Raw genomic sequence first — 22610 nt, 5'->3', positions numbered from 1 at the left:
CATTGCAGAATCAGAGAAGCTATATGCCCAATCGTCATGCATTAAAGGGGAATTTCAGTGCGCTATTTTAACTACATGTGGATCAGTGCCGTAGCTCTTTTCAATCAGACTCTATTTGCGCAGCCATTAACCGCAAAAATTGATGAAATCATCGACCAGCAATTGCCTAGAGCAACGGTAGGGGTCATGATTAAAGATGCGCAAACAGGAGAGATCATTTATAGTCGCAATGCAAATAAATTATTAAGCCCAGCAAGCAGCACTAAGCTTTTTACAGCAGCCGCAGCCCTATATTATTTAAAGCCGGATTTTCGCTTTTCAACGACTTTATCCCAGAAAGGGTCTAATTACTATCTTACCTTTACGGGGTCTCCTTCACTTACAGCGGATAATCTCGCCGCGTTAGTGGCAAATTTGAAAAAAAATAACAGCAAAGTTATTCAAGGTAATATTGTTATCGATGACAGCCAGTATCCGGCACCTTATTATCTAAGTGGTGATTCTTATGACGATTTAGGCTGGGGTTATACTGCACCGGATACTGCAGTTGTATTAAATGAAAATGCGGAGCGTTATGAATTAATTAGTTCCCCTTCCTTAGGAGGAGCTGCGCGGCTTAAACCAAAAGCCAGCTCAAAAGCCAATGCGAAGCCTGCAATTAACGCATTAACTTTGATTAATGAAGTAACCACAGTGAGCAAAGAGGAAGAGAAAAACCATTGCAGTTTACATGTTGAAATTAAGGCCAATAATACCTTGCGTTTATATGGCTGTACAGTTCAGGATAAAAATCCCAAACTGCTTGAGTTTGCTATACCTGATCCTGTTTTATTCGCTAAACAAGTAATCCAAAACACCTTAAAAAAGGAAGGAATTACCCTTAAAGGTAAAATTATTACAGGTATTACCCCGGCAGATGCGCAAGTAATTGCAAGTTATCAGTCGGGTGATTTACCTAAATTACTTAAACACATGCTGCAGAAATCCGATAATCTATATGCTAATAACATTAGCCGGAAGTTGGGTTATTTGTTAACTGGGAAAGGTACGCATAAAGAAGCGATGTTCGCAATGAAAAAAATTATTTCCGAACATACGCATTTGGATGTAAAGCAGATGGAATTAGCTGATGGTGAGGGTACTCGTTATAATTTAATCGCAGCAGAGCAATTTGTTGACTTATTAACGCAGCTTTACCAGGATAAAAATCTGCAATCCGCATTGCTTAATGCCTTGCCGCAAGCCGGAGTTTCTGGAACTTTGCAAGGACGTATGAAAGACAGCATTCTTAATAAAAAAGTATTTGCAAAAACAGGTTCAATGCATGATCTTTCATCTTTATCTGGTTTTATTATTAATCCTAATGCTAAGTCTTTTGTATTTTCTATTATTAGTAATGGAGTTGGTAAATCTAATGCCAAAGCTAAGGCCTTAGAAGAAAAAATACTGTTAACTGTTGATGAGTATTATTTAGAACACAGCAGTAGAGAGGTAACCCAGTAAATGGAAAAATTATTTTCTTACGGAACCTTGCAGTACGAAGCAGTACAATTAGCCACTTTCGGCCGCAAGTTGGATGGTGTGCCAGATAGCTTGCTTGAGTTTGAATTGTTTTTATTAACCATTAGCAACCCTAAGGCGGTGGCTATTAGCGGAGAGCCGGATCATCCGGTGATTCGCTATACTGGACGCATGTCGGATAAAGTAGCGGGTATGGTTTTTGATTTAACTCCCGAGGAATTAGCGCAAGCAGATACGTATGAAGTGGCTGATTATAAGCGAATTAAGGTTCAACTTGTTTCGGGGACATTTGCCTGGGTTTATGTTGAGGCGGGTGCGGAATAGTCTATATTACGCTGTGTTTTTGATTTGCATTTAGCTGTTTTAAAGAAAACCTGGTTGCCAAGCAACCAGGTTACCGTTTCTAATGAGCCGCTCTATGCTCATCTTTAACCCATTTCAACATCAGGGCACCAATGATTTGGAATAAAGGCAAAACGGCCAGCGCAATATGATAGCTAGACAAGGAGAAATCATGCGAAGCTCCGGTGCTAAACATATCCAACAAGCTGCCAATTGCAGGCTCAGCTATTGCATCTAAAAACGCGTCACTAGCATTGATTAACGAAGTAGCTGTTCCTGCTAAATGCAATGGATTTAGCTCTTTACCAATTACAAACACAATTGGAAATGCGCCTAAACTAAAGCCAAACATAAACAAGAGAAAGCTAAGTAGCCAAAGCGGCATAGGATGCGCGTAGATTACTAACGTGATGCATAAGGCAGAAATCAGAGTGCTGTACATCATAAAGGCACAACGATTACGTACACGATTGGCAAAAAGCGCGAATAAAGGACATGAAATTGCTAAGCCGATAAACACCATTGAAATAAGGCTGGGGGCAACCAAGGCATCCAGATTATATGCTTTTTGTAGAAATGGATTACCCCACAAACCACAGAAAATCACAATTGGAGAGAATGCCAAACCACTGTATGCAGTTAATAACCAGTTTTGTTTGTTTTTTACAATGGAGAGAATGTCACGCCATAAATGTTGGCTTTCAGTGTTTGCTGTAGTGGCAGTTCCTGCACTAGGTTTATCTTTAACAATGAGCAGGAATAAGGCGGCTAAGGCAACTCCTATCCAGGCTAAATTTGATAAACTTCCACGCCAGCCAATTTGGTTAACAAGCCAGGCAAGCGGCATTTGCCCGCAAACTGCTCCGATCATTCCCGAAGCAACCAATAGGGAAGTCAGTAGGGCGTAATATTTTTTATCAAACCATACCGCAGCGAGCTTAAAATAAGCAATACTAGCAAAGGATACGCCAACACCGATGAGTGCGCGCCCCCAAATGGCACTATTTAAATGTTCTGCTTGAGCAAAAACAAAGGTACCGAGAGCACAACATAGAATGGCAGCAGAGGTTACCCAACGTGTTCCGTAATGATCCAGGATAATACCCACAAATAAAGGAACAATGAGATAAGTCCAAAAATAAACCCCGGAAAGTACACCAAGCCCTAAGCCGTGTAAGTTAAATGCATCCATTAATTGAGGAGCCATAACACTGGGGAAGTTTTGCAGCACGTATTTATAAAATAAAAAGGCAGAGCATAAAAGAATAACGAGAACTGCACGAGTTGTATTTGTTTTTGTTTTTGTGGTGTTCAGTGTTTGTGCATCACATGTGGATTCCATGGCGCCTCCTCTAAATAGTTAATCTCTAGTTGGTTGATTATTCGGCTTCCTCCCTAGAGAGGTCGAATAATCAAGGACATAACTCTAGGGCAGGGAGAGATAGAGAATGACGACGACCACAGAAATCACAACAGAAGAAATAGCAATAGACAACAACGCAGCAGGGCTGTTTACAAAAACTTGTTGTTGTTGAAGATTGGTCATTTATTTTTCAGTGTGTAGAATTAATTTGATATTAAGGGATACTACCCTTAATGTGGATGCAATGTCAAATGTTCTTTAAATTTACGCTGCAAATGGTTTAGGGACACTTCCTCCATGCTATATTAAAAATTATAACGAAATTTATATAAGTGCATTCATGAATAAGGAATCCCTGAACCCCTTTCTTGCTAACAATTTTGCCCCAGTTTTAGATGAGCTGGATTGTTCTAACTTAGAGATTATTGGTGAAATTCCAGCTGAGTTAGCAGGTACTTATATGCGCAACGGGCCTAACCCTCAATTCTCCCCTCTATCTTATACTTACCCTTATGATGGGGATGGAATGATTCATGCAGTGTATATAGCTGAGGGAAAGGCTGCTTATCGTAATCGTTTTGTTCAAACTAAATCATTGCTTAAGGAGCGGCAGGCTGGGAAGGCTTTATATGGTGGTGTCTTGCGGCCTCAGCCTATGGATCCGCAATGGGCGGAGCCTGAAGATGAGCCTGTTGCATTTAAAAACGGAGCATTTATTCATGTGATACGGCATGGCACTCACTATCTTGCTTTAAGTGAAAGCTTTCCAGCCTACAGAATAAATAAGGAGCTAGAGACATTAGGGGAATGGGCACCTTATGTTGATGAAGCCCCAATAAACCTTTGTGCTCATATGAGGCTTGATCCATTAAGTGGGGAATTATGGGGTATTAATTACGCACTTACGCCTCCTTATTTAACGGTATATCGTTTTGACAAAGACGGCAAACCCTTACAAAAGTGGGATATTGATAAGCCTCATTCCTCGATGCTTCATGATTTTGTGTTAACACAAAAGTACGTCGTCATTTTCGATTGCCCAGTTATTTTTGATGTTCAGCAGATGATGCGGGGAGGTGAAGTATTAGGCTGGCAGCCTGAATTAGGAAGTCGTATCGGAGTTATGTCTCGGGCTGATGGTCGTATACGTTGGTTTGACACCGAGCCTTTTTTTGTTTTTCATTTTGCTAATGCTTATGAGAAAGGCCCCGAGTTGACTATTGAGTATGTTCGTCATGAAAAAATGGTTCTCTTAACGGAAGACCTCGCTTGGGAAGGACTACCGCCGAGGTTTTATCGAACTCGGATACATTTGGAGAAAAATACAGTGAACCATAGCCAGTTGGATGATCGAATGGTCGAGTTTCCCCGTATTCGAGATGAGTGTAATAGTCTAATGCATCGTTATGTGTATACGCCAACCAAAACGGCTAATAATAAAAATCCTCGTGCTTTTAATGCCTTGATTAAATATGATGTACTGCAACAAAGCTCAGAGGTTCATGAATTTGGAAGTACAGTAGAAATTGGCGAGGCAGTTTTTGCTCCATCAGCAATACAAAGAGCGGAGGATGATGGGTATTTGCTGCTGTTTGTTTATGATAGTGTTAATAAACAAAGTGAATGTGTTATTTTGGATGCACGGCAAATGACACAAGAGCCTTTAGCCCGGATAAAAATCCCCCGCAGAATTCCGCATGGTTTACACGGTTCGTGGATGAGTGCTAAATAATGAAGACGTCACGCCCTATGGGGTTACGCTAAGGAGTCCCTGAATATCACAGGAATTAATGCACGCACATTTAGAAGCTCCTTCGCGTTGCTCGGATTGACGTTTTTCGCCGAGCTTCCTCTAATCTACAACATCATATTCAATGAACTAGTCATTGTGTTTAAAGAAATACGCGATTCCATAAGCTCTCCTGTTCTTATCTCATCAAGATGAATTAATGCCGCTAAATCTTGAGCACAACCTATTCCACCTTCGAATCCACAACCTTTACAATTACCTTGGCCGCGTGTTATCGCAAAGGTATAGCCAAGCCCTTCTTGAGATGAGGTTAAAGGAAACCAGGATTCAACCTGTCCCGTTTTTTCATTATAAAATGTTAAATTACGTGGTAAATCACTCTCCTTAAATTGAGGTGTTGGAACAAACGAGCGATTGGCTCGGCAATACTCTTGGGCGACATGGGCTGGAACATCGCGTTGCGCCTTGCCAATAGCTATCCAGGCATTTCGTAATGCGATCAAGCCATGGGCAGAGAAAAACCATTGATTAGCGCCTGCACTGAAATGATGAAGTGCCAGCCTTAAAGGCATAAAGTCAAAATGGGCGGAGCGATGAAGGTTACCATGTTGTTGATACACTAACCCCATCGCACTTCCAGTTTCCGGATCAATACGCTCGATTGCCTCAATACGAGCTGATAAGAAGGCTTTAGTATTCTCATCCATATGTTGCTCAAGCATGCGGCGCATATGGGTATCCTTTGCCCAATAGGCGTATTCATAGGCAGTACAATTAAATATACGCCCTGAGTAATCGGCAAATACGCCTGGAGTTTGGAGTATATTCTGGGCATTGGTTGCATTCTGGGTTAAAAGCGCATTAGCTTCAAACTGTTTGCCCTGAGCAACATCATGCAAAAATTGACGCATTTGAAAAGTTGGATGAGCACGGCACGCTTCTTTGATAGCTTCTGGCAACTGTGTAAATAGGTCATCGGTCATATTTACAAGTAGAGGCTCAAGTTCTATGTCGGCTACGCTGGAAATCCATTCATTTTTGTGCGGAATCTTTGCTGAATGTCCTAAAAAATCCGCACGAATACTCGAAAAATAGTTTTGATTTGGAAGGGCGGAATCTATAATTTCTGCAAAATTCACACAAATAGCGCCTTGGTGAGTTACAAACCTACAAGACTCTCCTTGGGCTTCGCTATTTAAAATCATAAAATCATCCATGTGAGGATTTTCGTTAATGGCAGTAACCGTATGATAAGTAAGGGTAAATTTTTGCTTTACTTCAATTAAATCATTGTGATCTAAGAAGGTTAATAAGTTGAATTTGTTGATATTGACATTTAAAAAGGTACAAATTTCTTGTTCAACATCTTTTTCTTTAATTAACGCATTGCAAATCATCTTAACCAGCTCCCGGCTCAATTCGGGATCTTTATCAAGAACGGCGCCAAAATTTTTATTACTAATGCCTTTGATTTTACAATAAACATTAAGAATAGCTAAAAAGAATTGAGTGAGTATGGATAAGCGCTCTGTCCGCTCAGCTTTTTCTTGGCGAGCCAGAACACCATAAAAAGGAGGAATTGGTAGGTCATTCCACAGATAAGGTGCGCAAGCAGCCAGTAGCGCTTCAATATAGTCCTGAGGTGTTGCATTATTATTAAAATTCATATAGACATCGATTGTCGCTTGGGTAACCTGCTCGCTATTTGAACGTCGAGTAAAATCAATAGAATGGCCCAATAAGATTAAGCATTGGGTTGTTAACGCTTCTTGAATGTGTGCAAAATTGGGGTTGGCAGGTAAAGTCTCTAATACCTTTTGGATTAAGAAGCTCTGCAAATTAACTTGCGCTGTTTCAATATACGGATAGGCTTCATACATGGCATTGTACAAAGCCGAAAGCGGGGTTCCTGTCGCATCATTTCTTCGCTCAACAGTAAATAATGGATTAATTACCTTAGAAAGCGGATCGGGCTCTCTTGGTCGCAATTGAATAGCATATAAATTGGATGCTTTTTCCAATAAGGCATTAATCGCTTGGCTATAATGGTTTTGCATGGCTGAAATGGCTTGTATATAAAGTTCTATTTGTTCTAAACGAGTCTTTTTAGGAGGATATGCAGGATGGTTTTCTCCAAGTAACTTAAGATCAAAGAGTAGCGAGTTTTTATAAGTAATTAATTCATTCTGTGCCCCTCCATCAAAAAAATTGCGTAAGACAGTGATGGCTTTACATGTATTATCGGTAGAGATTTCTTCTCCTCCAACAATGGGGACCAGCAGGTGCATTTTATTGGTATCAGGGTTAATGTAAATGTATCTTGGAGATAGGGGTTCTGTTAGTGGAATATACATCTTGTCTCACTTTTATGTTAATTAGAACAAAGAATTTTCTGTCGCTTTTTTCAAACGCCAGTTTTTTAAACTGCGAGGTTGGGAAGAATAGTAAAGGAGTTTTTTTCCAAAAAACGCTGTTCCAGCCATTAGGAGCAAGCATAGAATAAGTAATAGACTATAAAATAGCTGAGAATCCTGTCTGAATGCAGGGGGTTGGGCGAAGCTTACAATGAGTACGATTCCAATACCAATTAAGCCCATTAGCGAAGAGAATAAAATACCCCATCGTTGCCATGCTCCTTGGTTCCATGATAATCGGATTGCCCCAATAAACATGAGTGCATACATAAGCAAATACATTTGGGTTGCTAGGGTAATCATAAGCCAATAAGAGGTGTTAATCGAAGGAAGTATAAGAAATAAAGTGCTAATCAATGATACGCCACAGGCTTGTATGCATAAAAGCTGAGTTGTTTTAGACGGGCTTGATTCCTCTTGAGAAATATCTTTGCTTGCAAATAAAAGCCCCTTTAAGGGAGAATTCAACCAACTATTCGCACAGCCTATACAGCCAATGACGATAAGAGCATTAATGAGTATGCTAAATCGCTCAAGATGAATTTGATTAAAAAAAAGTTTGAATAGTTCAGGAATGCCGCTAATAAAATTAAGTTGTTGTGGCGAGAGGAGCATCGCTAAAGTTAATGAGCCAAAAAGCATGGTCGCAAAGATAATTAATACAGAAAGCATGATGGCTTTTGTAAACGCTCCTGGGGTGCTGTCATGAGCATGTACCGCTGCAACTTCAATGCCACAAAATGACAAGATAATGGCCGTTAATGAGGTCCATGTTTCCTGATGTGCGGGAATGCTAAGATGAATTGATTGTGGGTGCATTATAAGCCATAAAATGCCAATAGCCAAGATAAGGACAAACGGGATTATTAAACCGCATAAAGTACATAAAATAGTTATGCGATGTGATAAATTAATGCCTCTGATATTGAACCAGGTTAAGCTCCAAATAAGACCGTTAATGGTAATAAAAAGAAGGCTTTTTTGTTGAGTTAACTGCGGATCAATACAATAAAGAAAAGCCCCAGCGATAAAACTTAAAAATGTGGGATAAATAAGCAGTTTTGCATCCATTGAAACCAAATCGCTAAAAAGCCCATATGTTTGCCTAAGCTTGCTTTCACCCAACCGTAAATCCCTTCAGGGGATTGTTTGACAAACCAGGTAGCAATAAGTGCGCAGGGCAATAAAAAGAAAAGTAAGGCCAGAACAAAATATAAAAATAAGTCTGGCCCCACAAGTGCTGCAATGGGCAGATTCCGAATACTGTCTACTGAGCCTACCGTAATTAGCGTTAAACCCAGTGCAGTGAGCGGTCGCTTAGCCATCAAAATCTCAAAGAAAGGCAGCTTAATCCACCATCAATTTTTTGGAATTCACTCATATCAAGGGTGATCACCTGAAACCCATAGCTTTGTACTGTTTTTAAAGAATAATCAAAACCTGCAGCCATAATGACTGTACCATTAATGCAGATGCAATTTGCCGCATAGGCTTCGTTATCGGCAATGATGATTTGCTCGTAATCTTTAAATGCGGGGTGGCTAATTAATTCACCATTGACCAATATATGATTATTCCCTAGATAAGAAACCCCGGTTTTTAAATGCAGGAAATGTTTCAATTCAATGACGGAGCTGCTGTAACCGTACTGGTCTAGAATCGCAGCTAATTGATACGCACCCTGGGCATTAGTGCGTTGTGATAAGCCAATATAAAAATGATCATTGATGCGTAATACATCCCCAGCCTCAACCGTTCCAGGCATTTCTATTTGCCGCATTCGCTCTTTATAAAAGGCTTGGATAGCTGGTTCAATAAAGGCCACTTCACCTTGGCGGGAGGGAGCCCCTGGGTAGGTGAGAATAGCTACTTTTTCTGTGAGTAAGGCTGGGTCTTCTACAAAACAGGAATCAGGATATTGTTCTAAAGCGGGTAAAACGGTGACTTCAAGACCACAATGAATCAGCGCCTCAATGTAATTTTGATGTTGTTCAAGTGCTTTTGCATAATTGGGCTGGCCTAAGTGTGAGGCAGAGGTCAATCCATGAATTAAACTAGCTGCCGGGGTGCGGACGATCGCTTGTTGAAACATAAAAAATCCTTTTTACTTTATTCAGTTGCCAAATAATCCCAAATCATCAGCCAAAGAGCAAGGCGGTATTTAATTTTTCCTTAATATTGTTCAGATATAATACATATCGATTTTATTTGTCACGCTTATTTTTTTACAAAAGTGACGACGTCTTAAGTTAACGAGTGAGTGAATTATGCCAACAATTTATGAGCAAATGCTAGAAGGTAAAAATGATTATGATGGAGTAAATTTATCATATCATGGTGCCCGATTTATTGATTCATCATTTAGCAATGGCTCCTATATTGCGGATGATTCTAGTTTAACTCCACTTCAGGCGTTTACTGAACGCTTTAAAAATATAGGCGCGCTATTGATTCGTTTTCATTTAGGCCAAGGGCAGCGGGGTGGCTTATTACAACAATTGACCCGCAGTAATTATGCCGAAAACCCGGTGGAGCGCCCCGCGAAAGGAGGAGACGACTCAGCTGTTTTCTTCAAAGAAGATGTGCAATCTACCGAAAATATACTTGAGTTTTTAAGCCATCAACCTTTAGGGCGCTCCAAAGTATTAAACGAACGGGCTCAGCCTCTACTTCATGTGAATAAAGCTGGTGTTTATGGAGAACAGGGTCTTTGGGATATTTTGCATGCGCCGGTGTGGAATGTTGGGCGTGCGATGAAGTTTGAGTTGAAAAAGCAAGGCTTTATTTATTTGGCCTGCCCTCCTGGAATGAGTAGCAACGACCGAGCTTTTCTGGCGCAGCGCTTAACTACATCAGGACTTCCTTATCAACAAGTTTTTGATGAGCAAGGTTTATCTGCTACTACAGGTGAAATTAGTAAATTATCATATGTTTTGGATGATAAAAATGCTTACACTCAAGAAGAAAACGGTTTGGCGATTGGTTTAAATAATAAAGATTATGCACCTTTAGGATGGATAGTACATGCAGAAACTGGAGAAATCTTACCTCAGGGTATTACTGAGGAAATCATTCGTGTTTCGGCCATTGCTGAGGGTGGGTTTTATGAAAAGAGTAAAAGACAACAGCAAATTTTACAATCTGGATATTTAAAGAACACTAATGGCCTGGGCCTTTTTAGACAGAATCAAGCCTTTAACGCGATGTATGTGATTTTTGATTATTTACAAAAATATAATTTTGATCCTCGTCCTTTACTTGATGGCTCACTCTTGGCTATGAATAAGCGTGTTAATGATTTAGTGCAAAAAGATCCTTCGGTTATCGATGATTTTCTTACCGGTGCCTTGCAAGATGAAATGGTACAGCCCTTAAGAGTAAGCCAACCCAAAAGTAAACGCAGTGTATTACCTTTACGCTTTACTAATCCATTTGAAGTGACTTTAAATAACTTAAAAGGCATTGCTTATGCTTTTAATTTAAAAGACAACAACAATGAACCTATATTCAGAGAATACGATGATTCGCCAATTATCTCTCAAGCCGATGAATTAATTGATAATAAGGTTAATGGTGCATTAGTTGCTCCTTCCTTTTCAACTGGTGGACATGTTGCGGCTATTTTATCAACCGCTGAATTAGTTGCTGAGCAAATGATTCTTGAGCAATTGTTGCCGGAGGCTTTTGTAAATAAGGATGCCTTAGCATGCCTTTTATCGTTGCTTGTTAAATGTCTTGGTCAGGAAAAAGGCCAAAAACTTTTAGATGATCTGTTCGAGGAAGCTGCAAAAGTGCCACAGGCAGATAATAAGCCAATTTGTGGCCTACAATTTGAGTATTGTAATAAATTAGTTCAGGTATTGCGTCAAGGTCTAGGTCTTGATAAGTTGCAAAGCCTCCTGGCTCAATTTGCAAAACCTGGCGTGAGCACCCAAGAGGTTTTAGAGGGACTAACCCAAGAAGAATTGCTTGGACTTAGTGCAAATCTAAAGGTTTTATTCATCGCGGGTACCATGTTGCAAAAGTCACCGCTAACTAGTGCTCAATCGGAACATTCAAGAGGGATTAATGCAGGATTAGAGCCGTTAATTGCTTGTTTAAATCCACATTTAGCTCAAGAGTTGGAAATTGCTTCTGAATCTATTGAGCGTGCAACCGTTTTTCCAGTTGATAAAGGGGTTGTTAAAGACCGCCTATCAACACAAATTTTTACTCAATGCCCATTTCTTAGTGGCCAAGTGAAGAAGCAAAAAGAAGTGATAAACGAAGTAAGTGTGGAGCATACGGCAACACCTCAAAACACAGGGTATTCCTTTTTCAATACCTTATGGAATAACAAAGGAACTATACTCGCCGCATCAGTTAGTGCTGCTGTAGTAGTGGGTGGTATTATGCTGAATCAATAATGATTCAATGTCCCCAGGAATGGATGCCTGCCCTCATCAGGAGTTCTTTTCTTGAACTCCTGAGAATGGTATGCTCAGAAAACTTAAGTAAGTCATCATTTGTTGCACCAAGCAGACTAAATAAAATAAGCTTATTCAATCGTAATTACTGCTGCACCGGTGAAACGTCCATTGCGCAAGTCATCAAGTGCCTCATTGGTTTTAATTAAGGGGTAACTATGAACTTCAGTCGTTACCGGAATGGTCGGTGCTAAAGATAAAAACTCTTTACCGTCAGCACGGGTTAAATTAGCGATAGAGCATAATGTACGCTCCCCCCAAAGAATATCATAAGGAAAGCTAGGAATATCACTCATGTGAATTCCTGCGCACACCACAACTCCCCCCTTGATCGTATGACTTAAGGCGATGGGAACTAAGGCGCCAACAGGAGCAAAAATAATAGCAGCGTCAAGAAGATGGGGTGGGGTCTGATTTGAATCGCCAGCCCAAGTAGCACCTAATTGATAGGCAAACTCTTGAGCCGCATAATCCCCAGGGCTGGTAAATGCATAAACACTTCTTCCTTGCTTGCGTGCAACCTGAATAAGTATGTGCGCTGCTGCACCAAAGCCATATAAACCTAAATGCTCAGCTTTCGCAGTTTTTAATAGAGCACGATAGCCAATTAATCCAGCGCAAAAGAGGGGGGCGGCTTGATAATCTGAGTATCCCTCCGGTATGGGAAAACAAAAGCTCTGATTGGCAACACAGTACTCTGCAAAACCGCCATCAATTTGATAGCCTGTAAAACGAGCACGATTACAAAGGTTTTCGCGTCCCGTTAAACAAAATTGGCAGGTTCCACAGCTCCCTCCCAACCAGGGAACACCAATTCTTTGGCCAATTTGAAGTTCAGTTACTTCAGAACCTAGTTGTTCAATCGTACCTACAATTTGGTGCCCGGGGATAAGCGGTAATTTAGGATTAGTTAATTCACCGTCAACAACATGTAAATCTGTTCTACAAATCCCGCAAGCCCTTACTTTAATTAAAACTTGATTGGCAGCTGGAATTGGCTTAGCTACTTTTTTATACACTAATTTCTGCAAAGGTTTTTCCAAAATCATCGCATACATCGAGCTTATCCTTTATCCATAAACTACCTTAAAATGTAGCACTTTATTGCTCACAATGCCCAAATAATGAAATTTTACTTATTGTTGACAATTAGTGCTTATGTACCAAAATTAATAAAATATAGATAATTACTATTTTGAATCCCTTTTATAAGGACGAGAAGGATGAGCTACATTGAAAATAGAGTTTTTGATGAGATTGCTATTGGGGATTCAGCTTCCTTAAAGCGTACATTAACGCAAAAAGATATTGAGCTTTTTGCTTTGATATCCGGAGATGTAAATCCTGCCCATGTTGATGCTGAATACGCTAAAAATGCCATGTTCCATAAAATTATCGGCCATGGTATGTGGGGCGCCTCATTATTGTCTACTGTTTTAGGGACTGAGCTACCAGGGCCTGGGACTATCTACTTAGAGCAAACCTTGAAATTCGAATCGCCAGTAGCGATTGGTGATAGTATCAGCGTAATTTTGACGGTTACTGATAAACTGGCAGCCAAAAATATTGTGATATTGGATTGTACTTGTGTAAACCAACATGGAAAAACTGTAATTAGCGGTCATGCGAAAGTTATTGCACCTACAGAAAAAATAAAAAGAGAGCGAGTTATCTTACCAGATGTTGAAATTAAGGAAAAAAAGGCGCATTGGTATCATAATTTAATGGCGGTTAAGAACCAATATAAGCCGCTAATTACCGCAATAGTTCACCCTGTGGATGTTCTTTCGTTAACTGGGGCAGTTGCTGCGGCTCAAGAAGGTATCATTACTCCCATTTTAATTGGTCCTAAACAAAAAATTTTAGATGCGGCACAGGAGGCTAATTTAGATATTTCCGACTATGAGATTGTTCCGACAATGCATAGCACTGAAGCTGCAGAAAAAGCAGTACAAATGGCCCAAAAAGGTTTAGTAGAGGCTATTATGAAAGGCAAGCTGCATACGGATGAGTTGATGCTGCCTATTGTGAGTAAGGACAGTGGCTTACGCACGGCGCGACGTATGAGCCATGTGTTTTGTATGGATGTGCCTAATTACCCCAAACCAATCTTTTTAACTGATGCAGCAATTAATTTATTCCCCAATTTAAAAGATAAATGTGACATTGTACAAAATGCAATTGAGTTGTTTAACACCTTAGGTTTTGGTGTACCGAATGTTGCCATTCTTTCTGCGGTAGAAACAGTTAATGAAAAAATTCCCTCCACCTTGGATGCCACTGCATTATGTAAAATGGCTGAACGGGGGCAGATTAAAGGAGGGGTTCTGGATGGACCTTTAGCATTTGATAATGCTATTTCTATGGATTCCGCACGGGAGAAAGGAATTTATTCACCCGTTGCAGGACAAGCCGATATTTTAGTAGTACCCGATGTTGAATCTGGAAATATGTTGTATAAACAAATGACTTACCTTTCCGGAATTGAGGCAGCAGGAATCGTCATGGGGGCACGGGTTCCGATAATCCTTACAAGCCGTGGAAGTGACGAATTATCACGTAAAGCATCCTGCATTATGGGACTACTCTATGTTCGCAGAAGAGCGGATGGAGTTAAATAACATGGATAAGGCGATTTTGGTTCTGAATGCAGGTTCTTCCAGCATTAAATTTGCCTTGTTTACCTGCGCCGATTTAAAGATGCTTTATCAGGGGAAAATAGGGGCTATATTTGATAAGCCACAATTTGTTGCTTATAGTCCGCAACATGGGCAAATTGTCAATGAGCATGTATCATTTCCTGGATATGAACCTTCCTTAGCGCACTTATTTGATTGGTTTAGCGGTTTACCTCATCGTTTTGTTTTAAGCGCAGTGGGACATCGTATAGTGCATGGAGGAAATATTTTTTATGAACCCTGTTTGATTGATGATAAAATCACGGCGCAAATCGATTCATTAACGCCGTTAGCCCCGTTGCATCAACCTCTGAATGTGACAGCAATCAAGACGGTTAGTACGCTGTATCCTACCTTACCCCAAATTGCTTGTTTTGATACGAGCTTCCATCGTACCCAAGAAAAATTGGCAAGTTTATTTGCTATTCCACGAGAATTGACGGAAGAAGGGATTATTCGTTATGGCTTTCATGGGATCTCTTATGAATACATTGCATCGGTATTACCTAAAAATATCGGTCCTAAAGTCATTGTGGCGCACTTAGGTAATGGAGCGAGCCTTTGTGCGATGTTTCAGGGTAAAAGTAAGGCGACGTCTATGGGATTTACTGCCTTAGATGGCTTGATGATGGGATCTCGTTGCGGAACCATTGATCCTGGAGTACTGTTGTATTTATTGCAAGAAAAAATGTATACGGCAAAAGAGATTAGCGATCTTTTATACTATAAGTCAGGCTTACTGGGTGTTTCTGGAATTAGTTCAGATATCCAGGATTTAGAGCTTAATCCTGATCCACGAGCGGTCGAAGCGGTTGATTTATTTTGTTATCGGGTGGCCCAGGAGGTGGGCTGCTTACTGCCCATATTGCAAGGATGTGATGCGATTATTTTCACTGCTGGGATTGGTGAAAATTCAGCAGTAGTGAGAAAAAAGGTTTGTGAGCGCTTGCATTGGCTTGGGGTGCATTTAGATGAGGAAGCGAATCTAAGCAATAACTCGATAATAAGCTCGTCTGATAGCGCTATTTATATTGGTATTATTCCTACAAATGAAGAATACATGATTGCCAAACATTCAATAAATTGTTTGTTGGATAAGGATAAAAAATAGACAATAGATAAAACTTAAATTAAACTTAACGGATAATTAATTGTCACAAAGCAGCATATCACATACCTGTGAATGCTTAGTATAAGGTATGTTATTATGTCTTTTAGGCCTAAGAGTGATCTAATGCCATACAAAGCACGCTATTTGCAAGAGGCAGCCCAAGAAGCTAAAGCTACTCATCCTGAAGAGTTACCATCCATGCTTATTTGCCCTATTAGTGGTGATTTCATGGAACAGCCAGTTATTACTCCACAGGGAAAAGTTTATGATAAGAAGTTTATCCTTAAGCATTTAGAGACAAAACAGGAAGATCCGCAAACGCGTACTGAATTGAAGACAAAGAATCTTAAGGACTTTTCTGAATTATTAGAGATTATTAAAGAGTTTAAACAACAGAAAGAGAATTATCTAAAAGAGAAAGATGCTTTTATTCAGCGAGTTAGAGAGGTGGTCAATCAAGAAGTGCTTCCAGAAAGGCCGCTTTTATTTTTATGCCCGATAAGTCATGAATTGATTAAAAACCCGGTGATTACATCGAAGGGGAAAGTGTACGATCGGGATTCTTTGAGCAATTATCTGCATCACTCTAACAATAGGGATGAGGAGGGGCAGCCATTGACTATAAGCGAGGTTGTCCTCTTTACAGAATTTAAAGAGCAACTAAAGCTATTTCAGTTTCGTTTGGCAAAGCAACAGCAGCAAAAAGAAGTGGAACCTACATTATCAAGTAGTCCTTTAAGTTTTATCACTGGATTTATCAGCTCATTTTTTGGCAAAGATGATGATCGTCACGATGATGCTGCTAATGAGAGTCACCCTAAATTTAGAAAATAAGACATATATTTATTATTTTTATGGGCGATATAAAGGAAGAGTGCTCAGCAGGAAATGGCTTAGTTTTGTTTGGAAAGATTTTTTCAGCATCTTTTTCTGTATTAAAATAAAACAAACTGAATATTTGGGTTTCTTAAAGGTGATTTAATTGTTAAGATTCTGCTAAGTTCTAAGCCCTCTAGGTCAAATTGTCCTCTTTTTCGACTATTATATATTATAGTTATTCATTTCTTAGGTAGCATTATGAATCATCGAGACCTCGAAAAATATATTATCCGGTTTAAAGAAGATTTGAAGATTGCAAAGACTTGTAAGGATATAAGAACAAATATTCTTAGCGCGATCACCAAGGGTGAGTATTTTTCTCCTGAACTAGCTACTTATTTTATTAAAGAAGATGAAAAAGCTCCCTTTAAGATTTCATCTACAGACCCCTCTCAAGTTGCGGTGATTAAAAAATTGCTTAATGCATTGGAAAATGTAGAAAAAGCACTATCCCGAATTGAAAATCTTGATATTAAACGAAATAGATACAAAATAGGTATTTATAAAGATTTAGCTAAAGCGGGATATAATGCAGTTCATGAAATAGCAGCTGCTTTAGAACTAATTAACCACAGTAATTCTGATATCCAAGAGATCGTTGCACCACATATTAAAGAGCTGATGCCAAAAATGGCTTTAGCTGCTAATGCTTTAGAACAATTTACCCCATCAAAACCTGAAGAAAGTGCCGGAGCACTTATTGCAGGTGTAATACAACAGTTTCCTCATGCTAAGCAGACTAAAGAGCAAAGCCTGGAAAATTTAAGTACGTTTATTTTTGAGCTTCCTCGCCGCTTCGAAGCATTGCAAAAGCTTGTGGCAACAGGTGCCTCAGGCATTGCTAATAAGTCCATTACCAGTCCTGAAGCCTACCAACAGGCCATGATCCAAAAAGCTAATGAAACCAAAGAGTATTTTGAAAAATTAAGTACTAAAGGCGGTCTCTTGGGACTACCTAGTTATATCGGGATCATACGCAAGTTAGTCGCTCATAGTGCAGATCTGGTAAATACAGCTGCTCCTTTAACAAAACAAGCTTATTTGGATGCTGCTGATAAGCTTAATGAAATTAAACATGATTTATTGCCTCAGTTACTTGCTGAGCTGGAAAAGATTGAGGAAGGAATGAGCTTAAAACCAGGAACCTTAACGGATCCGGTTTTACAGCAAATGAATACATATTACACTCAATTAGCGACACAAGTTGAAGCCATTGCAAAAGCAGCGGGGGTATTAGATACGGCCACTGAATACATGGACTCAACTTTGGGAACCATAGTGCGTTATTTGGCCGGGGATAAGACTCAATTGGATGTAGGGGAAAAAATAAAGCCAATTGAGGGCTTAACAGTTATGATGGATGAACGCTTTGTTGAGAAGCGAAAAGCGAATCAAGTTACCCGATTGAACGAAGCACGGTATGAGGAGCAAGATAATACCGCCAAAAATGCCGCAACGCGTTTCTTTGACCGACTTAATGCGTATAGCAGCATCAATCAAGCCCTATGCAAATGGAGTTTAGCTAATGTCTCTCAATCAGAGCGAGAGGCCCTTTTAGCTGATTACAAACAGTTCCAATCCCATTTTGCAGCCATGCACCCTGATATTGATAAACTTATAGTGGATGCGCTAACCTTGCCCGTTGGAACTAATATTGTCTCCAGATTATGGAGCTCTGAATACAAGCAATTGTATGGCTCTAATCATTTTTCTAAAGTATTAGCCTGCAAAGATAATGTAATGGAGCATATTGAGCAGAGTAAAGCGCAGGCAGGTTTTAAAGCCAAACTTATTGACAATACAATGAGTCATGCTGAAGAAGTTGCTTATAAGGCTAATAAGCAGAAAACAGAGTTAAGCGCAACGGTGCAGCCTTATGTGCCTCATGTTTTTGGCTTTGTAGATGGAAACCCAGCCGAATATTATCATCAAAGAGTTATTATCGCTGCTAATCATGTTACTCAATTAGAGCATGCTCGTGAAGGCGCAAAACAATTCTTCGATTATCTAAACAAATACGCGCAGCAAGGTGTGCCACCAAGAATTTCTGTAAATGATGAGCCCTTATATAAGTCCTTAACTGAACAAGATAAGGAGTTTTTGCGTGTTCAATATAAAAAGTTTCAACCTCAATTGGTTGCAATGGGCTCTTCATATGAGCAACTTAATAACCATTTAGTGGCTATTTTAAATTCGCCAACGGCGCAGGATCCTAAAAATCCTCCTTTGCGTCTAGCTCATGTGCTCGCACAAGCTAACTTGATTGATGACAAGTTAAAAACGTTAGAAACAAATGCCAAACAAGATAGAAAAGCTTATCTTGAAAAAGAGCAAGCACAAAAAGAGAAAGAAGTTACCGCCGAACCGCTGACAACGAAAGGTGAGGAAGTAGGTAAGAGAACATTGTTTGGAATGCTTAGTGAATTAAAGCTTTCCCAATCTGTGGATAATTTTTTGCAGGTTAAATTCCAAAATTACCTTAAAGAGAATTTATCACCTGAGGTATGGAAGCTGTTACCTAAAAAAGAAGGCACGGATGAACTTGATTTGGATCCAAAACATTTGCCTTATACGATTTATAAAGATAGTGAAGAAGTGGTAATGTACAAACAGTTAATCAACTCATTGCATTATATGCGAGTGGGTTTGAAAGAGCTGGAGGCATTAAATAAAACGGCTGACTCTACTGGCACACTCAAACGTGCTTGGCATTTGTGGGGAGCTTTTAGCGCCTTACTGCAAAATATTAATAGCAGTAAGTTCCACTTGCTTGAAGCTGCAGGAAACCCTGGCCTCAAGGCAATCCTTCAAGAAGGGCTAGATTTACTTGAGCCTATAAAAAATATTCCTCTCCTGGGTGATTACGTAAAAGAGCCTATGGAGAAAAGTGAAAAATATTTGACTGCCTCTAATGAGCGTCCTCAAATTGATGTGGTACAGGCCTGGAAAGACCAACAAAAAATTGTAGAAAGAGGTTTAGCCGATAGAGTGCCTCCATCTGAGACAGTTGCTACTACGGAAGTTGTGCAAGAGGTTGAACAGGCTCCTGCGGTTAATCCTGTGCAGGCTCCTGTACCAAACTCATACTACGTGCAGTTAATTGCCGAAAAATTATATCAATTGCCAGTAGCCCTTAATCGCTTAAAAGGTGTAGAGGAAGCTTCTTTAGCTTCAGAGGAGCAGATAAATAAGCAAATTAAAGGTTTTGTTGATGGTTTAGATGGTTTGTCATTTGGTCCAGGCTCAGCAAAGAAAGTATTAAATACTATTGCCAAACTCCAAATGCAGCTTTCAGAAATTGGTGCTTTAAGTCATGATTTAGCGATTGCACGTTTGAAAGAAATCCGCTCTGAATTTGGCGCTATCTTCATGGAAGCTGCGGATAGTGCCGAGTTCCATTTAGGCTTAAGACCTGGAACTTACTCGGATACTGTTAAGGAGCGCTTTGATAGGTTTTATGAGTCGCTTATTGTGAATGTGTCTACTGAGTTTGAAAAAGACCAAGACGGATTGATATTACTCCTTGATCTTTCTGATACACAAAAACGGTTGGCCAGAGAGGAAAAACGCAAAAATGATATCGAAGCCACGAACCTGGCGAATGATGCGCGAGGAACACTCATAAGTGCTAATTATGACGTATTTGCCAACGGATGCGAAGCTTTTGATACTTTGGCGTATATTAAAGCTGAATGTGAAGAGCCAAGCTCTGCATTTACCAGTGATTTTCCATGGCTCAAGGGAAAAGCAGAAGTTGCTTATGATTCAATACAACATTTATTGGTTGCAATTGATCCGCAATTCACAGCAGATTTTATTGAGAATGCTACTAATGAATGGCAATTACAGCAACGACTGGGACAAGTGCTTGCTGTACAAGATCAGCTACTTAAACCAACCACTACGTTTGAAAAATTCCAGCTTTTAGTTATCGAATCTAACTTTGAATCCGAAGAAGATCAAAGAAAGTTTTTGGAATATTATGCAGAACTTCAACCTTATCTTAGCAAGATAGATTATGCGTATGATTTTAACTACTATTTGAGAGAATTACAGGAGCCTGAGGATTTTAAAACACAGGGGAAACAAATCGTTGCCGCAGCTCCTAAATTGAAGGAATTAATTAAAGGGCTTGAGGACGCAAAAGCATTAAAAATAAAGTTATGTGATGAGCGCATTAGTCATCTTAAGGATATGATTAAGGAACAACAAGAAGTTATAGGCCCTGAAAAAATTGCAGCATTTAAAGAGAAGCTCTTTAGTAATTATGTAAATGCCAATTTAAAAAGTGCATTAGAAGCTCAATATGGTTCTCAGGCAGAAGCCTTTTTCAAGCATATTTTACCTGAAATTGCCAAGAAAAAAGACGAAATACTTGAGGGAATTGATATTAACCAGGATATGGAAGCTGTAATTAACCAACGAATTGATAGTGTTTCTGAAATAATTATCAGAGAGCAAAAAGAACCATTCAAAGCGATATTGTTTGAGCAACAGGTTCAGGAAGCCGTTACAAAATCAGCAGGGGAATCTCTTGGTTTTTATGCTGAGACATTTCTTAAAGAAATACAATCTGATTATAAGCAAGCAAAAATAGTAGCGCTTAGTAAGATTGATTTCGATAAAAATATGGGCGAGAAGATAGCTTCCTCAGTAGGCACTATTGTGCCACTTGTGCTGGAACGAAGTATGGAATTACAAGAGTCTTTTTCTAAATTAAATAAGACATTAAATAAAATCAATAAATTGATTGAGGAAGAAAAAGCATTTACCGATACTAACCCTTGTCGAACAGCAAAATTGGCTATTTTAATGCAGGTAAAGGAGCAGCTAACGAATTTAGATTTAAGTAGACAAGCAGATAAAGTCAGTTTTATTAATCAAATTAATGCTCATGCAGAAGAGGCTTTAGCGCAAGCAGTAAATTATGATCCGATTATTAATATTTACGATGTACTGAATGAGTTGAAAGAGAAGATGGTGTTGGAGTCAATGCCTCTGCAGGAAAAAGAGAAGCGACTAAAAGCAATTTCTTCTGTTCAAGAAGGTTTAGCGGATGATTCTATAGAACCCGCTGAGCGTTTAAACACGGCGCTAGATAAATTAAGCGCCTCATCAGAGCAAAATGTATTAAGAAGCGCCAATCATTATTTGGTTGGCGATGCCTATAAAGGGCAGCTTTTTGATAATCATTTAAACGTTACTCTGGCGAATCAAATGCAAGGAGAGTTAGGCCCATATACTACTGCGTTTATCCAACAGGTAACCCCTGACTTTATGTCTAAAAAGTCTCAAATAATTGCGGATTTACCGGTAGATGATAAAACCGAAGCTCAAATTGCAGAAACCTCTAAAGCTCATTGGGCTAGTGTGTGTAATAAAAATGAAAGTGTAAAAAATCTATGTACTTTACTTAATCAGTCATTAAAAGTAATAAGTCAGGCGATTGAGGAAGAGGAGCGTATTAATCAAGCAAATCCAGGTAATCCCGGACGAGAAGAAAAAATCAATCAATTGAAGAAATACCAAAGTATTCTCGCGGATACAACCAATATCCCTGAACGTGAACGGATGCAGAATTTGCAAAGACGTAATGCAGAAGTACAAGCCTTTTTAGTACACGTTCCACACTATGATGCGATCATTAAAGTACACGATAGTCTTAATGAGATGAAAACTTATGCTACAAATAAAGAAACATCAGCATCAATTAAGAAGGAAAAACTAGCGGAAATCTCTAAAATGCAGTTAATGTTACAGGAAAGTTCCAAAGAACCTTCAGAGCGTTTGGCTGATGTCAAAAGTTATGGTTTAAGTGATAGATGCCAAGAAGTGTTACATAAAAACTCAGATAATCCGTTTGTTAAATTGATTAAAAAGTTTGTTTCCTTCTTTACAGGGCCAACACAGGAAGAAACGATGATGTCTTCGTTCAAGCAACGCCTGCAAGATATTAAAGTTCCTACTGAAGCGCCACAGGAGCATAGTAATCTTAATCTTGGCATATAGCCTAAAAAGATCCTATAAGGACTGCCTGGCCATATCTCCTCCTACGCCCCCGTGGCGTAGGAGTGTAGATCAATACT

Annotated in this window: 12 protein-coding genes and 1 pseudogene; 8 read left to right on the top strand and 5 right to left on the bottom strand. The window is 39.5% G+C overall.

From position 1 onward, the window contains the following. Window positions 1–57: 57 nt before the first annotated feature. Together dacB and BN3124_RS13190 are read left to right on the top strand one after the other, a co-directional pair. Window positions 58–1503 (top strand): D-alanyl-D-alanine carboxypeptidase/D-alanyl-D-alanine endopeptidase, encoded by a 1446-nt coding sequence (gene dacB / locus BN3124_RS13195; protein WP_058535246.1) that lies wholly within the window; start codon window positions 58–60, stop codon window positions 1501–1503. Next, the gene (locus tag BN3124_RS13190; RefSeq protein ID WP_058535245.1) at window positions 1504–1845 is read left to right on the top strand and encodes a gamma-glutamylcyclotransferase family protein; all 342 of its coding nucleotides are present in this window, start codon (window positions 1504–1506) and stop codon (window positions 1843–1845) included. A 79-nt stretch (window positions 1846–1924) separates the two neighbouring features. On the opposite strand, the gene BN3124_RS13185 is transcribed toward BN3124_RS13190, so the two are convergent. Next, the gene (locus BN3124_RS13185; protein ID WP_058535244.1) at window positions 1925–3205 is read right to left on the bottom strand and encodes an MFS transporter; all 1281 of its coding nucleotides are present in this window, start codon (window positions 3203–3205) and stop codon (window positions 1925–1927) included. 361 nt (window positions 3206–3566) lie between these two features. Between BN3124_RS13185 and BN3124_RS13180 the strand changes: the two genes are divergently transcribed. Continuing rightward, window positions 3567–4958 (top strand): carotenoid oxygenase family protein, encoded by a 1392-nt coding sequence (locus BN3124_RS13180; RefSeq protein ID WP_058535243.1) that lies wholly within the window; start codon window positions 3567–3569, stop codon window positions 4956–4958. Between the two features lie 125 nt (window positions 4959–5083). Here BN3124_RS13180 and BN3124_RS13175 read toward each other — a convergent pair whose 3' ends face one another. The 3 genes and pseudogenes from BN3124_RS13175 to BN3124_RS13165 form a co-directional block, all read right to left on the bottom strand. Then, complete coding sequence (locus tag BN3124_RS13175) at window positions 5084–7330, bottom strand: hypothetical protein (protein WP_058535242.1); 2247 nt, start codon at window positions 7328–7330, stop codon at window positions 5084–5086. Window positions 7331–7351: 21 nt separating this feature from the next. Further along, window positions 7352–8715, bottom strand: a pseudogene (locus tag BN3124_RS13170) (APC family permease). Next, window positions 8715–9482: a dimethylarginine dimethylaminohydrolase family protein gene (locus BN3124_RS13165; RefSeq protein ID WP_058535241.1), complete on the bottom strand. Its 768-nt coding sequence runs from the start codon at window positions 9480–9482 to the stop codon at window positions 8715–8717. The pseudogene BN3124_RS13170 and the gene BN3124_RS13165 overlap by 1 nt, the downstream one beginning before the upstream one ends. Window positions 9483–9657: 175 nt before the next feature. Between BN3124_RS13165 and ceg17 the strand changes: the two genes are divergently transcribed. Continuing rightward, window positions 9658–11796 carry a Dot/Icm T4SS effector Ceg17 gene (gene ceg17 / locus BN3124_RS13160; protein ID WP_058535240.1) on the top strand — a complete coding sequence of 713 codons (2139 nt, stop codon included), beginning with the start codon at window positions 9658–9660 and terminating at the stop codon, window positions 11794–11796. Between the two features lie 131 nt (window positions 11797–11927). On the opposite strand, the gene BN3124_RS13155 is transcribed toward ceg17, so the two are convergent. Then, window positions 11928–12914 carry a zinc-dependent alcohol dehydrogenase family protein gene (locus BN3124_RS13155; RefSeq protein ID WP_058535239.1) on the bottom strand — a complete coding sequence of 329 codons (987 nt, stop codon included), beginning with the start codon at window positions 12912–12914 and terminating at the stop codon, window positions 11928–11930. Window positions 12915–13079: 165 nt separating this feature from the next. Here BN3124_RS13155 and BN3124_RS13150 point away from each other — a divergent pair, with 165 nt between their 5' ends. The 4 genes from BN3124_RS13150 (at window position 13080) to BN3124_RS13135 (ending at window position 22533) form a co-directional block, all read left to right on the top strand. Beyond that, entirely contained in the window at window positions 13080–14477 is a 1398-nt protein-coding gene (locus BN3124_RS13150) for a bifunctional enoyl-CoA hydratase/phosphate acetyltransferase (RefSeq protein WP_058535238.1), read from the top strand. Continuing rightward, window positions 14446–15645 (top strand): acetate/propionate family kinase, encoded by a 1200-nt coding sequence (locus BN3124_RS13145; protein ID WP_230849142.1) that lies wholly within the window; start codon window positions 14446–14448, stop codon window positions 15643–15645. The genes BN3124_RS13150 and BN3124_RS13145 overlap by 32 nt, the downstream gene beginning before the upstream one ends. Window positions 15646–15768: 123 nt before the next feature. After that, window positions 15769–16479 (top strand): U-box domain-containing protein, encoded by a 711-nt coding sequence (locus tag BN3124_RS13140; protein WP_058535237.1) that lies wholly within the window; start codon window positions 15769–15771, stop codon window positions 16477–16479. 243 nt (window positions 16480–16722) lie between these two features. Then, entirely contained in the window at window positions 16723–22533 is a 5811-nt protein-coding gene (locus BN3124_RS13135) for a hypothetical protein (protein ID WP_058535236.1), read from the top strand. Window positions 22534–22610: the final 77 nt, after the last annotated feature.

Source organism: Legionella saoudiensis (assembly GCF_001465875.1).
In the GTDB taxonomy this organism is placed as follows: domain Bacteria; phylum Pseudomonadota; class Gammaproteobacteria; order Legionellales; family Legionellaceae; genus Legionella; species Legionella saoudiensis.
Note: the sequence above shows the minus strand (reverse complement) of the source record. Positions and strands in the feature narration are given on the sequence as shown.

Bases quoted from the DNA above. Each gene is read 5' to 3' on its own strand.
- BN3124_RS13190 (WP_058535245.1), top strand. From the start codon at position 1,504: ATGGAAAAATTATTTTCTTACGGAACCTTGCAGTACGAAGCAGTACAA.
- BN3124_RS13185 (WP_058535244.1), bottom strand. From the start codon at position 3,205: ATGGAATCCACATGTGATGCACAAACACTGAACACCACAAAAACAAAA.
- BN3124_RS13180 (WP_058535243.1), top strand. From the start codon at position 3,567: ATGAATAAGGAATCCCTGAACCCCTTTCTTGCTAACAATTTTGCCCCA.
- BN3124_RS13175 (WP_058535242.1), bottom strand. From the start codon at position 7,330: ATGTATATTCCACTAACAGAACCCCTATCTCCAAGATACATTTACATT.
- BN3124_RS13165 (WP_058535241.1), bottom strand. From the start codon at position 9,482: ATGTTTCAACAAGCGATCGTCCGCACCCCGGCAGCTAGTTTAATTCAT.
- ceg17 (WP_058535240.1), top strand. From the start codon at position 9,658: ATGCCAACAATTTATGAGCAAATGCTAGAAGGTAAAAATGATTATGAT.
- BN3124_RS13155 (WP_058535239.1), bottom strand. From the start codon at position 12,914: ATGTATGCGATGATTTTGGAAAAACCTTTGCAGAAATTAGTGTATAAA.
- BN3124_RS13150 (WP_058535238.1), top strand. From the start codon at position 13,080: ATGAGCTACATTGAAAATAGAGTTTTTGATGAGATTGCTATTGGGGAT.
- BN3124_RS13145 (WP_230849142.1), top strand. From the start codon at position 14,446: ATGTTCGCAGAAGAGCGGATGGAGTTAAATAACATGGATAAGGCGATT.
- BN3124_RS13140 (WP_058535237.1), top strand. From the start codon at position 15,769: ATGCCATACAAAGCACGCTATTTGCAAGAGGCAGCCCAAGAAGCTAAA.
- BN3124_RS13135 (WP_058535236.1), top strand. From the start codon at position 16,723: ATGAATCATCGAGACCTCGAAAAATATATTATCCGGTTTAAAGAAGAT.